Annotated in this window: 12 protein-coding genes; 3 read left to right on the forward strand and 9 right to left on the reverse strand. The window is 42.7% G+C overall.

Annotation, left to right across the window (positions count from 1 at the left end; genetic code table 11):
* Window positions 1-137 precede the first annotated feature (137 nt).
* A complete protein-coding gene (locus ACTL4S_RS15705; protein WP_441299650.1) occupies window positions 138-845 on the reverse strand; it encodes a pseudouridine synthase in 708 nt (235 codons plus the stop codon).
* Between the two features lie 140 nt (window positions 846-985).
* Here ACTL4S_RS15705 and ACTL4S_RS15710 point away from each other — a divergent pair, with 140 nt between their 5' ends.
* Entirely contained in the window at window positions 986-1,438 is a 453-nt protein-coding gene (locus ACTL4S_RS15710) for a DUF441 domain-containing protein (protein ID WP_004645490.1), read from the forward strand.
* A 261-nt stretch (window positions 1,439-1,699) separates the two neighbouring features.
* Here the strand turns inward: ACTL4S_RS15710 and ACTL4S_RS15715 are convergent, their stop codons facing one another.
* From ACTL4S_RS15715 to hrpA, 6 genes are all read right to left on the reverse strand, one after another.
* On the reverse strand, window positions 1,700-2,026 hold the full coding sequence (locus ACTL4S_RS15715) for a gamma-glutamylcyclotransferase family protein (protein ID WP_071851983.1): 327 nt from the start codon (window positions 2,024-2,026) through the stop codon (window positions 1,700-1,702).
* A gap of 30 nt (window positions 2,027-2,056) precedes the next feature.
* Window positions 2,057-3,772 carry a DEAD/DEAH box helicase gene (locus tag ACTL4S_RS15720; RefSeq protein ID WP_004278911.1) on the reverse strand — a complete coding sequence of 572 codons (1,716 nt, stop codon included), beginning with the start codon at window positions 3,770-3,772 and terminating at the stop codon, window positions 2,057-2,059.
* A gap of 90 nt (window positions 3,773-3,862) precedes the next feature.
* Entirely contained in the window at window positions 3,863-5,869 is a 2,007-nt protein-coding gene (locus ACTL4S_RS15725) for a hypothetical protein (RefSeq protein WP_441299651.1), read from the reverse strand.
* A 196-nt stretch (window positions 5,870-6,065) separates the two neighbouring features.
* A complete protein-coding gene (locus tag ACTL4S_RS15730) occupies window positions 6,066-6,818 on the reverse strand; it encodes a 1-acyl-sn-glycerol-3-phosphate acyltransferase (protein WP_004278913.1) in 753 nt (250 codons plus the stop codon).
* A gap of 26 nt (window positions 6,819-6,844) precedes the next feature.
* Window positions 6,845-7,954 carry a beta-ketoacyl-ACP synthase III gene (locus ACTL4S_RS15735; protein ID WP_441299652.1) on the reverse strand — a complete coding sequence of 370 codons (1,110 nt, stop codon included), beginning with the start codon at window positions 7,952-7,954 and terminating at the stop codon, window positions 6,845-6,847.
* 30 nt (window positions 7,955-7,984) lie between these two features.
* Complete coding sequence (hrpA, locus tag ACTL4S_RS15740; protein ID WP_441299653.1) at window positions 7,985-11,839, reverse strand: ATP-dependent RNA helicase HrpA; 3,855 nt, start codon at window positions 11,837-11,839, stop codon at window positions 7,985-7,987.
* A gap of 489 nt (window positions 11,840-12,328) precedes the next feature.
* Between hrpA and ahpC the strand changes: the two genes are divergently transcribed.
* Both ahpC and ACTL4S_RS15750 read left to right on the forward strand, forming a co-directional pair.
* Window positions 12,329-12,892 (forward strand): alkyl hydroperoxide reductase subunit C, encoded by a 564-nt coding sequence (gene ahpC, locus ACTL4S_RS15745; RefSeq protein ID WP_004278916.1) that lies wholly within the window; start codon window positions 12,329-12,331, stop codon window positions 12,890-12,892.
* A 292-nt stretch (window positions 12,893-13,184) separates the two neighbouring features.
* The gene (locus ACTL4S_RS15750) at window positions 13,185-13,391 is read left to right on the forward strand and encodes a KTSC domain-containing protein (RefSeq protein WP_004645498.1); all 207 of its coding nucleotides are present in this window, start codon (window positions 13,185-13,187) and stop codon (window positions 13,389-13,391) included.
* An 11-nt stretch (window positions 13,392-13,402) separates the two neighbouring features.
* On the opposite strand, the gene ACTL4S_RS15755 is transcribed toward ACTL4S_RS15750, so the two are convergent.
* Entirely contained in the window at window positions 13,403-13,993 is a 591-nt protein-coding gene (locus ACTL4S_RS15755) for an O-methyltransferase (protein WP_441299654.1), read from the reverse strand.
* 24 nt (window positions 13,994-14,017) lie between these two features.
* The gene (locus ACTL4S_RS15760) at window positions 14,018-14,236 is read right to left on the reverse strand and encodes a DUF1653 domain-containing protein (RefSeq protein WP_034436473.1); all 219 of its coding nucleotides are present in this window, start codon (window positions 14,234-14,236) and stop codon (window positions 14,018-14,020) included.
* Window positions 14,237-14,482: the final 246 nt, after the last annotated feature.

A 14,482-nucleotide genomic window follows, 5' to 3' on the forward strand; every position in this document is an offset into this window, starting at 1 on the left:
TGTTGATCTGTCAGCATGGTACGAGGCATAGCGAATAGTAAAATTGGGTTTGGCGATTTGATTTTACTACTTCGCTATTTTTTTAAGCTAAAAGTGTCAACACACCCTAATCACATTTCAAGCGAATAAAAAAATTATTATTCTGAGCGGAATTTGGCCTGCGCCATATGTTCTGCATTTAAATACAACCATTCTCCTTCAGCCAGTTCAGGCAAGGCCAAAACACCAATCTGTGCACGATGTAGCTGTTCAACTTTATTACCTACGGCAGCCAGCATGCGTTTTACCTGATGATAAACACCTTGATGAATGGTCATTTGCAGACGGTTCTCAGCCAATCGTGTCACTTCGGTAGCTGAAAAAATGCCTTTTTCATTTCTTAATTCAACACCTTGTTCTAGTTGCTGAATCTGTTCATCCGTGACGGCATCCGCAGTTTGCATCTGATAAACTTTGGCGACATGCTTTTTCGGATGGGTGAGCGCTTGCAGAAACTGTCCATCATCGGTCAGCAATAATAGTCCGGTGGTATCCTGATCCAGACGGCCTACACACTGAATCCCCCGATTCAGCAAAATGTCATCAAACAGGTCAAACACACTAAAATGATGCGTCGCCTGATGCGAACACTCGTAGCCTTGTGGTTTGTTTAAGGCGATATAAACTTTTTCCCGATAGGTATGACTTTTACCATAAACCTCGAAATTTAAATGATTTAAATCCAGGTTATATTTAGGATTGTCAACCACTTCATCTTGAATTGAAACAGCACCATTTTTAATCAGTTGCTGACAATGCTTGCGGGAGCCGAAACCTTGTGACTGCAACATTTTTTCCAATAGCATCTGTTTATACCTGTATCGAGTGAAGACCTGTGCATTCTATCCTGAAACAGTCATGAATTTGGTCTCTTCCGCTGTTTTCTAGGTATCATGCGTTGAAAAGCTCTACAATAGCTTTATTTTTCATTCTTTCTCTCCCGCTTATGTCGCAACTTGATTTGAATCTGATTGTTCTTTTGGTTTTACTGGCTTGCGGTATTTTCAGTCACAATAGTGCCGTCACCATTGCTGCAGCGGTATTAATTGTTTTAAAAATCACACCTCTCAGCAGTTTATTGCCTTATGTACAGGCGCACGGTTTAAATATCGGCATTATTATTCTGACCATTGGTGTTCTGACACCAATTGCCAGTGGCAAAATTTCAGGGGAAAGTATTCTCAAATCTTTCCTGAGCTGGAAGTCTTTGCTGGCAATCGCGATTGGGGTCTTTGTCGCTTGGCTGGGAGGACGTGGAGTGAAGCTGATGTCCAATCAGCCAGATGTAGTGGCCGGACTGTTATTAGGCACAGTAGCAGGTGTAGCAGTATTACGCGGTGTTCCAGTCGGTCCTTTAATTGCGGCTGGGATTTTATCGTTATTGATTAGTACACAATAAATGTACAAATCATCAGCGCGTATTCCCAGTATGCAATAATTTCTCAAAAATACATTACATGACCGGAAATATGCAGATCGCCCGATGATTATCTTGCGCTAATCTCTAAAGCAGTACGTCAGGCTTGCTCACAAGATACTATCAGATCAACGGAATACTTTATTAATTCGACCTTTCGAAATTCAAGCAAAGAAAAGTGTATGATCTTTAAAAGCGGTGACCTGATAAAAATCAGAAATTCAATAAATGACACCTACCAGTCTAATCTTTCAAAGCATAGACCAAACTTTCTACCATCTGACCATTTTCCAAATATACTTTAACCGGAATACGTTGATATTCATCGCCTTCAAATACATCCAGCTCATTCCAATATTTAGGGAGATTCTCGGATATGAATACATAACCGGTAACAGTCTCTCCCGAATCACTGAGCTGAATACCCGGACTGCCCAGCTCAGCACCCCAACCGCGCTGCTGCAAATGCCCACGAATATAACCGGCTTTCCAGCTTCCCCCAATCCGTTCCATCACATGGGCATTGGGTTGCTGCGGACGAAGCGTGCCGTATACGAATAAACTGTGCATCTTAAGAACTCTTAAACATCATTTTGATGATTACTCTACAAATAGTAGTGCTAGACGCACCTGGTCATAAGCCATTTTAGGCGTAGTCAATTCCACAATCGGACGCAGCTTAATAGAACCGTCATCATTAAAATGCTCCGAGTTTTGACGCTTGGTCAGGCGTTTATAAATCTTGCGAACCTGCTCCACCACTTCCTCACCCGGATGGGCAACTGAAATATCCAGTCCCTGCTCTTTATGCAAACGTCCCAAATGATTGATGATGGTTGCCGGAGTCAAACCACGTTCAGTCGCGATATCGGCAATTTCATAGCCTTCTTCAAACAGTTCACGCGTTTCATCTAACGTTGCAGTGGCATAGCTTTGTTTTCCAGCATTCTTGGCAATTTTCTTCTCATTGCGCTGGATTTCAACTTCATTCAAAGTCCCGCCACAATGTCGGATAAAGGCTTTGTGCTGCGCAGTCAAATCGACATTTTCGAAATTCGCTTCGGCTTCATCAGAAAGTTCCTGAAAACGGCGATCGGCTTTAATCGCCAGACTATCGAGCTCCAAAGCCTGTTCATTAAAGCCTTTTAAACGTAAGCCATTTAAGCTTTTTAAACGGGACAAGGCGACATAGCCCTGGCCTTTTTCAAAGGTATGACTCAGATCAATTTCAGCGGCTTCCAAAGTCATGCCTTGTGATTTATGAATGGTAATCGCCCAAGCCAGACGCAATGGAATCTGCTGGAAACTGGCAATGGTTTTACCGGCCTCATTGTCTACCGACCAGGTTTCAGGCTCAACCACCAATGTAGTACCATCGGTCAATTTGACTTTAGGCAGCACACCATATTCATCATCCTCTTCAAAACTGATGACTTCGCCCAGACTGCCATTGATATAACCCATATCAAAGTTGTTTTTTACAAACATGACTTTGGCATGTTTTTTCAAGGTTAAGGCTTCAGGCGCTCGCACTGACGATTTTAAAGTCTCGATCAGCTTTTCATTGCCATCGCACTGCGCATCAAACTGGCGTGGATCATTGTCAATTTCATTCAGATGTTTAAAGTTAATACTGTCCACATCCATATTATGCGTATACAGGCGCGTATAGGTATCGCCGATTTCTTGATGTCGGGTTGCCTGTAAAGCCGTACGATGTTCATGGCTAATCGCCTGTGCACGAATCGCGTTCAGGATGTCATTCAGATAATCATTGCCCTGACGATGCTGCTCGGTCAGGTAACAGACGCGAAACTTGGCTTCAACCCACGCATCTGACATAAAGCAGAATTTGTCCCGGTTGCGCTCATCATTTTTACCAACTGGTGGCAACTGGAAAAAGTCCCCTGCCACAATCACCTGAATACCACCGAAAGCTTCATCACTTTCCTTGAAATATTTCAATACCTGATTGACCAGATTCAGCTGCTTGGCATGCAGCATGGAAATTTCATCAATAATCAGGACTTGCGCATTTTCCAGATGTTCTTTTAAGTATTTGCGCTCTTTCATCCGCTTTAAGTCTTCTTCAGACAAAAAGTCTTTAATGCCAATGCCTGCCCAGGTATGAATAGTCATACCATTCATGTGTGTGGCTGCAATACCGGTCGATGCGGTAATCGCGACGGCGACCTTACGTGCCTTTAAATAATTAATATATTGATTCAGCGTATAGGTTTTTCCTGCACCGGCAGAACCGGTTAAAAAGACATTTTCTCCTGCTTTGAGTAACTTAAGGGCAGTTTCCTGTTTCATAAGAGCAATACCGTAAAAGAACGGCTATAGCCTAACGATTTTTAGCGGAAAAGTTAAGCATCATGGAGGAAAACAAGCTGTATTGAACTGTCAGGCTTGCAAGTTGAGCCAGTTAATAAAATGCATGGCGATATTGCTGTATTCAGCTTCTGCTTTCTGATTGTTCGGATATTCCAGCTGATCAAAGATCACCTGTCCATTGACCAATTGACACCCCAAGATCAAGGGTAGGCGCACAGCAGGATGAGACATACGAAAGGCCACATACTGCCTTTCCACAATTTGCTGAGCATAGCTTGCCGCCAGACAGTTCCTGAAAATTTTAGATTCCTCTAAAATCCGATCCAAAGTTTTAAGCTCTTCAAAACGCCAGTTGAAATACAGTAAAAATGAAACCTGAGTGATTGGCGTCCAGTTCACCAGTGCAAACTGTTTTTTCAGCTTGGCGATCATTTCCTGCTTTTGAATCTGATCATGCCAGACGACCGCCTGATTAAACAAACTGGTCCAGCTCAGATTTTTCGGTATTTCTGTATGGCTGGAAAAATACTCTACCAGATAGTCACGCACATAACTGTCAAAGAGCGACTCCCGTACATGCCCGCTTTGCAAATAAAATAGCTGCCTGAACTCAGTAAAAGGAATTCGATAGCGGTGCAGAACATTATAGAAATCACGGTTCTGCTGGCTTGGAGGCTGAATATACACCAGAACCTCATCTGGCAAATGCACCGTAATTTTATATAAATACTGCATATACGCCTGCATCATCCGGCTCAAGTTCAGATAAACCTTTTTGGTCAGCTGATCATCCATTTTGACCACATTGCGCAGCAGCTCCATCCATTCATCCAGATACAGAATTGAGGGACTAATCGCAATCCGTTGATCCTCAATCGATTGGCGTGTGCCTTTTAATACCACCGCCTGATTATGCTGGTGCTGAAACCAGTCATGCTGGATCGCATATTCATGCATGCTATGAATAAACAGTCGCGCCGAGACATATTGAAAATATTGTAAGGTCGCCAGAATAATCTGCGGATGAATATGATGGCTGTCTACAAAACTTAGGGCCGTTACTGCGACCCGCACACTGCTATGCTGGATATTATTACTGATCCAGTCCAGTACCTCGGCCGATTGCTTGAAGATCCAGTTCACGGCACGATGACAATCAAATAGTGGCAATCGGGCTACTTTTTTCTGCCATAAATACGGATGATTTTCCAGGAAATTCCGTTTGGATAATAAATCATCCCGATGCCACACGTCCCGGTTCATCAATCGGACAAAACCGAGCAAATTACTTTGCTCCTCAGCATGCCGATATAGCAAACAGATATCATCAGTATGATCATTCAATTCATGCAGATTAAAGCGCTCTTCAAAAGACAGCGACATAATCCGGAACAGTGCCGGAGGCAAAAACTGTGCGGCGCTAAAACAGAACTCATCCAGACTGTCCATCAATGACTGGATCGACAGGAATTCATCCTGCTGTAGACACTCCAAAGAAAAAGCCTGTTGCAAGCTTTCAAGAATCTGCTGTGGAATCTCTTGTTCATCCTGAATAAAGTTTTGCATGACAGGTGCTGTATACAACCCGGCCTTGATCAGCTGCTGGTCGATAATCTCAGCTTGAACAATCGACATTTGCTGCAAAAATTCGGACACCCGTTCCAGGCCATTAACCCACGCATAAACCTGAGCCAGGATAAGCTGACGTAACTGTTTGGCTTTGTCGCGTAAATACAGCGAATGCTGTGGTTTTAAATCGCCAGTCAGGAAATAGATATCCTGTAAAAAGAATTCCTCCAGGGCTTCTGCCTTACATTGCTGAAAATAAAAATGACTGTCAACCAAAGCAGGTGCAGCTCCAGAGTCTAGTGCATAGGGAGTATGAAACTGGATATAAAACAGACCATCCAGCAATTCAATCCGGCACTGATCCTGCTGAATTTTTATTAAATTTTGTGCATTCAGATGACCAATTATTGCCATCTGATCAAGATAAAGCTGGTTCAGCTCTGGAGAAATCCGTAAACATTGTTGTGCCAATAACCTTAAAGATGCTACCAAGTTTTCCTGTTCCATACGTACACCTCGGTCATCTTAGAATCATCTTATTTTTATATTGGATCATGCTGAGTCCTTGATCGCCAATCAGTGAACACTTAAAAATACATTATGGCATCACTTGCACTATAAAATCGTCCATGCATCCTGATTGCTAAAAATAGAACATTTCAATAGATCATAGCCTAGATTTTACAGGAAGAATTTTTCTTTTTTAGTCTTGCTGACGTAGCGCCTTAAGCTCGGCCAAGCCGGTATAAATATGTTGCTGCAAGCTGTGTCGAAATGCAATCAGCTCTTCCTGAGTCTGAACCTGAGCAATCGATTGTCGCGGCATAAACTGAAAATAAAATGGCAGGCGTTTTGGGAATAATCGTTTAGGCAAAGATGGAATCACATCGCCCTGACGTAATAACTTATTGAGTTGTGGTACTTTGAGAAGTTTCTGAAAATATTTATGCTGGATGATCTTATTGGCATCAAAGCCAATCTCATAGACTTCATCCCCACCAAGCGCGGCAAAAGGGACAATATCATAGTTAAATTCCTGAGCCAGCTTTAAAAACCCGTAGCGTTGTTTCCAGATCAGTTGATACTGTTCACCCTGACGTTTGAGTACTTCGCGCCCACCTCCCGGAAACACCAGAATGGAATAGCCCTGCTGCATCACAGCGCGTACATAATGCTGGATGCCATCGACTGCCCCAAATTTTTTCACGGCTTCACGCCACAAGGGCACATAAAAATGGCTATGATCCGCAATACTGACCACAGCCACTTTATGTTCGTTATAGAGGTAATCAATCAGCATCGGCGAATCAAAGATGCCGTACATGGAATGATTACCGACATACATTGCAGGCCGACTGGCATCAATATATTCAGCCCCTAAAAATGTAGGGGTAAAATATAATTTAGATAAGGCACTTAAGCGTCTAATCCATTGCCCATCATGTTTGACCTGCAAGCTGTCTGCTCCTTATCTACCCCGAATTATGCCACGCGCTTTTGGACCAGAATCGAACCTACCGAATAACCCGCACCAAATGAGCACAACACGCCGTATTCACCATCTTCAACTTCATGTGCACTACGGTGCAAGGCGATGATCACCCCGGCAGAAGAAGTGTTGGCAAACTCATTCAGAATGATCGGTACCAGACCAGGTTTGGCATTTTCTTTGCCGACGACCAGTTTCAGGATCAGTTCATTCATACTGGCATTGGCCTGGTGTAACCAGAAGCGTTTAACACCTGTAGGCTCAATCTGATTCTTTTCCAGTTGCGCAGTAATCATTTTCGCAACCAGTGGACAGACTTCTTTAAATACCTTACGACCATCCTGACGGAAACGTTTGTCGTCAATGTCAGCATTTTCAGAAGTATTCAAGAAACCAAAGTTATTGCGGATGTTATTCGAGAACTGGGTAAACAACTCAGAATCCAGAATTTCAAAACCGGTTTTGCTGTCGGTATTTTCAATAATTGAAGCGGTTGCCACATCACCAAAAATAAAGTGACAGTCACGTGAACGGAAATCGGTATGTGCAGAGGTAATTTCCACATTCACCAATAACACACGGCGCGCGCCTGCTTTGATCGCATCATAAGCCTGTTTCAGACCAAATGTTGCTGCAGAACACGCCACGTTCATGTCATAGGCATAACCTTTGATGCCTAGAGCGGTCTGAATTTCGATGGCGACAGCAGGATAAGCACGTTGCAAATTCGAACATGACAAGATCACGATATCAATGTCTTCGGCAGTCACACCGGCATTTTCCATCGCCTGCTTGGCTGCGATTACACCCCATTCTGCCTGCAGTGAAATTTCATCATCTTCACGTTCACGTAAATTTGGACGTAAGCGTTTTGGATCAAGAATACCTGATTTTTCTACGACATAACGGCGTTGTACGCCAGATGCTTTTTCAATAAAGTCTGCGCTAGAACCACGACGTGCTTCCACTTCGCCTGCAGCGATTTTGTCAGCATTTTCGTGATTAAAAAGTTCCACATAAGCATTTAAACTTTCAACTAATTCTTCATTGGTAATGACATGTTCCGGATGGAATAAGCCCGTACCCGTAATGCGGATGCCCATGTAAAATTCCTTATCTGAATTACCTATATCTTAACTGATTCCAAGACGATCCCATACTTTTTGCAAGCGAGTTGGAGACACGGGTGCTTTTGTTTTCATCGGTTGTGAAAACAATGAGATTCTTAACTCCTCGACCATGAAATACAATTCTTTCAGGCGAGGGTCATCTTTAAACTTGAATAATTTTTCCATCCATTGATCAATTTGGTCAATGGCGGAATTGTCCCTTTGTAGATTATTGGGCAAGCGCTCTAAACGCAAGATCAAGGCTTTCAAATAACGTGGAAATTCGCTCCATACATCGGAAGGTTTACGATACACAAAGTCAGAAAGGCTCATTAAATCAAGTTGATCTTCAATATCATTGATATTTTTTTCAAACACAGAATGATCTAAAACCAATAATTTCCGGCGGATTTCCTGCCACTGGATATAAATATCCGTGATCTCTTTCAGGGCAACTTGGCCATAAGTCAAGAAAGATTTTTTTACATCTTCAACCAGTTTTTGGAACTCTTGCGCATTGACAGGTAATTCATTAATAGACATGTGCAGTGTGGCATAAACTAACATTTGTTCCAGTTGTGCCTTATCACCGAGTGGTGAATAAGCCAGCGCCAGAGGTTTGGAAATCTGTTTTTTCAACTGGCGGGTCAAGTCTCCGAGTTGCATATGCACCAGTCGGATCACTCCTTCACGATGTTTTTTGATCGCTTCAGCCTGATCATTAAAAGTCTGAATCACCACACCCGATTCATCTTTCTGCTCCAGGGCAGAAAAAGCTTTAGTCGGAACCAGCGCCTGATATTGCTTGACCACGACACCGGTGACTTTTTGCGAGGCTTCAAATACAAAGCTTTCTGGGAAGGTTTTAAATTCACCTTTAAGCTGTTTGACCGGACTATGCGTTTCAGTCCGGCAGCGCGCTTTCAGCTCAGCAAGATCACGCCCTTGTTCAATGACACGGCCTTTTTCATCAGTAACTTTAATAAAAGGCAACAGATACTGATCGACCCGGTCAAAGCTGAAATCTTTCTCCGTGATTTGATCGCCTCGCAACTGGAATGCCAAGAAACTAAAAATATGTTTCTGTAAATCCTGCGCATCTACTTTTGCTATGAGTTTTTGTGCAGTATCCGGAATCGGCACCAGATTACGGCGCTTATCCTTCGGCAAAGCTTTTAGCAATGCTTCAATCAGATCCAGACGCCAACCCGGAATCCCCCATGACCAGATACCTTCATCGACCTGTGCCAAAGCTTGCAGTGGAATTTTAACTGTCGCGCCATCTTCATCATGACTCGGGTCAAAACGATAGGTTGCAGCCAGACGCAGGCTACCATTCTGCAAATAGTCCGGAAATTGTTGTGTGGTTGGACGATCATTTAGCCACAGCGCATCGTCATCAACAAATAAATAGCGTGGCTGTTGAGGCTCAACCGTGGCACGCCAGTCTTCAAAAGTACGACGGCTGGCTACTTCAGACGGCACTTTGGAAGCATAGAACTGGTAAATGGTTTCTTCATCAACAACCAGATCACGACGGCGCAGCTTGTCTTCTACCCGCTCGACTTCTTCCAGTTTAAGCAAGTTATGCTTTAAAAATGGTGGAGTAATCCCTAGATGACCGGTAGTTAAAGCATCCCGCAAGAAGATTTCATGTGCAGCTGCCTGATCAACTTTTTCATAATTGATTGGGCGTTTCGGCTCAATGATCAGACCAAATAATGAAATCTGATCATAGGCATTCACTACACCAGCTTTTTTCGACCAGTGCGGTTCAAAATAATGATGCTTGAGCAGGTCACGTGCGGCTAGCAGAATCCATTCCGGTTCAATCTTGGCCAGGGTACGTAAATACACCTGGGAGGTTTCGACCATTTCAAAGGCCATCACCCACGGCGTATTGGTCTTGTGCAAGGTAGAAGCCGGGAAAATCCGCGCTTTTTGCTGACGTACTGCCATAAAGACATTACGCTCATCGGTCTTGTTGGCGATAAACGATAACAGACCGGTCAACAAGGCACGATGCAAATTCTCATAACTGGCTTTCTTTTCATTAAATGACAGTTTTAAGCCCTTAGCCAAATCCACCAGCTGCTCATGAGTTTTCTTCCATTCACGCAGACGCAGCCAGCTCAGGAAATGATTTCGTGCAAATGTACGGCGCTTACTCTCGCTCATGCTATCGCGGTTATTGTGTAGGGTTTCCCAAAGCTTGATATAGAACAGGAAATCAGAATCGGCTTCACGGAATAATGCATGCTTCTGATCCGCCTGCATCTGTTTATCCGCAGGACGTTCACGTGGGTCCTGAACTGCAAGTGCTGCCACAATCACCAGCACTTCATTCAGCACGCCAAAATGTGCACCACCAAGAATCATGCGGGCCAGACGTGGATCGATCGGCATTTTCGCCATTTGATAACCGATTTTGGTAAGCTCAAGTTTTTTCTCGGATAAAGCCCCCAGCTCAATCAATAACTTACGCCCATCATTCACCAGACGGTGATCTGGCGGTTCAATAAAGTCGAAGTCTTCCAGTGAACCCAGCCCCAAACTTTGCATCTGTAAAATCACCGATGCTAGGTTGGTTCGCTTGATCTCCGGTTCGGTAAACTCAGGACGGCTGAGGAAGTCATCTTCAGAATACAGGCGTATACAGACACCCGGCGCAATACGGCCACAACGGCCTTTACGCTGGTTCGCGGCTGCCTGAGAAACAGCTTCAATCGGTAAACGCTGCACCCGTGAACGATAGTTATAACGTGAAATACGCGCAAAACCGCTGTCAATTACATAACGGATATTCGGAACGGTTAAAGCCGTTTCTGCTACGTTGGTGGCAATAATAATGCGTCGCCCACCACCAGAAGGATTAAAGATTTTTTGCTGTTCAGCCAGCGCTAGACGCGCATATAAAGTTAATACTTCCGTATGGCGTGGCCCATGTTTGATCAGGGTTTCCTGTAACTCGCGAATTTCCTGTTCAGTACTGGCAAAAATAAGGATGTCGGCATGTTCAGGATGGCCTTTTTCCTGTGCATCCTGAAAGCATTCTTCAACTGCTTTGACTACGGCACGGGGCAGGTTTTCTTCAAAATCATCAAACTCATCATCATCACTACCGCCAATGCTCATTTCCGAGATCGGGCGATAACGCAGCTCAACTGGGAAGCTGCGGCCTTCCACTTCAAAAATTGGCGCACCATTGAAATAACTGCTAAAACGGTTTACATCCAGGGTTGCTGAAGTAATGATGACTTTCAGATCGGGACGACGCGGCAACAGCTGCTTCAGATAGCCCATAATGAAGTCGATATTCAGCGAACGTTCATGCGCTTCATCAATAATAATCGTGTCATATTTGGTCAGGTAACGGTCATGCGTCAGTTCGGCCAGTAAAATACCGTCAGTCATCAAACGCACAATTGAATCTTGTGAACCCTGTTCCGTAAAACGCACTTTAAAGGAAATTGATTCCCCAAGTTTTTCACCAACTTCTTCGGCAATACGCTGTGATACGCTGCGAGCTGCCAGTCGACGCGGTTGGGTATGCCCGATCATTCCGGTCAGACCACGTCCGGCCAGCATGGCAATTTGCGGTAACTGGGTGGTTTTACCAGAACCGGTTTCACCGGCCACAATAATCACCTGATGCTTTTGAATCGCAGCAATCAGTTTGTCAGTGTATTGGGTAACCGGCAGATCCTGATTCAGCTTGATGTTCGGAAGACGTTCAAGCCGTTGCCGTACTTTCAGATTGGATTTTTCAAATAATTCCTGATACTGCTTCGCATCTGCGTCTTTCCCCTTTTTCAGTCGATTTAAACGGTGACGGTCACGCGCCATTATCCATTGATCTACATTTAAATGACTCTGCACAGAGAAAACACCCACATCAAAAAACCGGAAAGGTTTATTTTACTTGGTTCATTAGATTTCAGATAGTCGTAGTTCTGTTAAGTGCCGGACAAATTGGCTTTGGCTGCCTGATTTCTCTCAATTCCGCACTATAAACCTGTCAAAATATCTAAATGACACGCATGAGTTTCCCTGATTAGATTTAATCATAAGTCCAAGTTTGGAATTGATATTTAAATTATTTTGTGGAAATTATGCTTTTTTCCGAATTGACCCTTGAATTTTTTGGTTTCAACATCATGTTTGCTAGCACGAGGAAAAAGAGATAATTTTGTCATCAGGCCATCATCTTGATGCTGCTCAATGAACAAAGCGATTTTGCCAAAGTGGCGCGTTTTTACTTAATTCGGTTTTTCCGATGTTTGTAATGTAAAAATACCATTTTAGCATCAACCAAAATTTCGATACTCTTATTCAAAATCAAAGACTACCTCAATCATGGAGACAATGATGAGCTTAATTAATACTGAAGTTAAACCATTTAAAGCAACTGCATTCCAAAACGGCAAATTCATTGAAGTTACTGAAGCTGACCTGAAAGGCAAATGGTCTGTTGTATTCTTCTACCCAGCTGACTTCACTTTCGTTTGCCCGACTGAACTTGGTGACCTTGCTGACAACTACGCTGAATTCCAAAAACTAGGCGTTGAAATCTACTCAGTTTCTACTGACACGCATTTCACTCACAAAGCTTGGCACGATTCTTCAGAAGAAATCAAAAAAATCCAGTATGTAATGGTTGGTGATGCAAACTGGACTCTTGCTAAAAACTTTGACGTATTAATCGAAGCTGACGGCCTTGCTGATCGTGGTACTTTCGTGATCGATCCAGAAGGTAAAATCCAAATCGTTGAAATCAACGCTGGTGGTATCGGCCGTGACGCTCAAGAACTTCTTCGTAAAGTTAAAGCAGCTCAGTATGTACACGCTCACCCAGGCGAAGTTTGCCCAGCTAAATGGAAAGAAGGCGATGCAACTCTTGCTCCTTCAATCGACCTAGTGGGTAAAATCTAATTTTAATTAGATTGAACTGATTCAAAAAAACCACGCTTTTTAGCGTGGTTTTTTATGGTTTGAACTTTTATGTCAGTGCAATACTGGATTTTATTTTTTTAAATTATTTTGTTAGGACTTTAAATATTGCAGTCCTATTTCTTTCTTGATCCATCATATAAAAATTCAGGCATATCTTTTGCTTCGCTTTCTCATAATCCTTACCGATTCTTACAATTGAGCTATACATCTGCAGAGCCATATGGCATAAGTTCAAATGATAAGATAAGAAATATTCAGTGGAGGAACGCATATGCAAAAACTGCTTACCGTGATTTCTTGGAAATACAATCCCTCAAGCCGCCACCTGAAAATTGTATACAGTAATGGTCATGCCGAGCTGTATCATCCCGTACCTGAATTTATTTATGACAACCTGTTAAGACGCCAAGACAAAGCCGCATTCGTAGAAAAGTATCTCGAATATAATTTACATTTTAATAAAATTTGCATGGATTAAAGCGAATCCATTTAACGAAATCCCACCATCAGCAAACCTGCGCCTATGGGTACAATACTCATGATAAAACGTGGGTCTTGCTGAATTAAGGCAATAAACTCTTCGACTTCTGCTGCATGTGAAATGACATTATCAACTACCAGTAACCCGCCCTTTGCTTTAAGTAATCGACTCAAATGTGGCCAGTAACTGACATAAGCATCTCGTTCAGCATCTAACAGGATAAAATCAAATATTTCCTGTTCTTCCTTCAGATAAACTTGTGCATCAATCACTTTAAAATTGATTAAATCTGCAAGATCTATTTCTGTCGCATATTGCTTTGCCTGAGCAACCCGTTCTGCATCAACTTCAAGAGTTGTAATCATGGCTTGAGTCTGCCGAGCCGCTTCCGCCAGCCATAGAGTGGAATAACCGGTAGAAGTGCCAATTTCCAAAATACTTTTCGATTGTTGCGCACGAATCAGCATAGACAAAAATTGACCGGATTCTGGCTCTATATTCCGGTATCGGTGCAGGCGATCTGCCTGCTTATGATCATGCATATGAAATTTTTCATATAATTCTTGCATGAATATTTCAAATTTATCTGAGTTTTGCATCACTCTTCCCTGAGTCTGTTGGGCTTAAAGTGCCTGAATCAATTTAAAACGCTCCACTTCACGATCATCGTTAGTGGTAATGGTTTCAGTGAACATCGTTAAAGGACGTACCCAAATTGAATAATCCCCATAGAGACATTGATAAACCACCAGCTTTTCTTCAGTTTCACTGTGCGTGGCGACATGAAACACCTGATAAAGCTGTCCCTTATAATGTTGATAAATACCGCGTTGTAATTCCATCATTCAAGTCTCAAATATCTTGTTTTAATCTTAGCTGAAAATCCTTATTCTTGCTCTAAACTACTTGAAAATTAATCTTTTGACCCCATATAGAACTTTGAAATTAATGATGAATTTTTTAATAAATCTGTAAATCCGATCAATAAAATAAAAACAAACTGTTTTACCTATTTATTCAATTCATTTAATATCCTGTTATCAAATAAACATTTACTCCTTTGGAGACGTTAGCAATGTTAGATCAAA

Source organism: Acinetobacter lwoffii (assembly GCF_052078135.1).
Classification (GTDB): Bacteria; Pseudomonadota; Gammaproteobacteria; order Pseudomonadales; family Moraxellaceae; genus Acinetobacter; species Acinetobacter lwoffii_Z.

What these genes read in the sequence shown, in the direction of transcription:
- ACTL4S_RS15705 (WP_441299650.1), bottom strand. Translation starts at nt 845, where the DNA reads ATGCTATTGGAAAAAATGTTGCAGTCACAAGGTTTCGGCTCCCGCAAG.
- ACTL4S_RS15710 (WP_004645490.1), top strand. Translation starts at nt 986, where the DNA reads ATGTCGCAACTTGATTTGAATCTGATTGTTCTTTTGGTTTTACTGGCT.
- ACTL4S_RS15715 (WP_071851983.1), bottom strand. Translation starts at nt 2,026, where the DNA reads ATGCACAGTTTATTCGTATACGGCACGCTTCGTCCGCAGCAACCCAAT.
- ACTL4S_RS15720 (WP_004278911.1), bottom strand. Translation starts at nt 3,772, where the DNA reads ATGAAACAGGAAACTGCCCTTAAGTTACTCAAAGCAGGAGAAAATGTC.
- ACTL4S_RS15725 (WP_441299651.1), bottom strand. Translation starts at nt 5,869, where the DNA reads ATGGAACAGGAAAACTTGGTAGCATCTTTAAGGTTATTGGCACAACAA.
- ACTL4S_RS15735 (WP_441299652.1), bottom strand. Translation starts at nt 7,954, where the DNA reads ATGGGCATCCGCATTACGGGTACGGGCTTATTCCATCCGGAACATGTC.
- ahpC (WP_004278916.1), top strand. Translation starts at nt 12,329, where the DNA reads ATGAGCTTAATTAATACTGAAGTTAAACCATTTAAAGCAACTGCATTC.
- ACTL4S_RS15750 (WP_004645498.1), top strand. Translation starts at nt 13,185, where the DNA reads ATGCAAAAACTGCTTACCGTGATTTCTTGGAAATACAATCCCTCAAGC.
- ACTL4S_RS15755 (WP_441299654.1), bottom strand. Translation starts at nt 13,993, where the DNA reads ATGCAAAACTCAGATAAATTTGAAATATTCATGCAAGAATTATATGAA.
- ACTL4S_RS15760 (WP_034436473.1), bottom strand. Translation starts at nt 14,236, where the DNA reads ATGGAATTACAACGCGGTATTTATCAACATTATAAGGGACAGCTTTAT.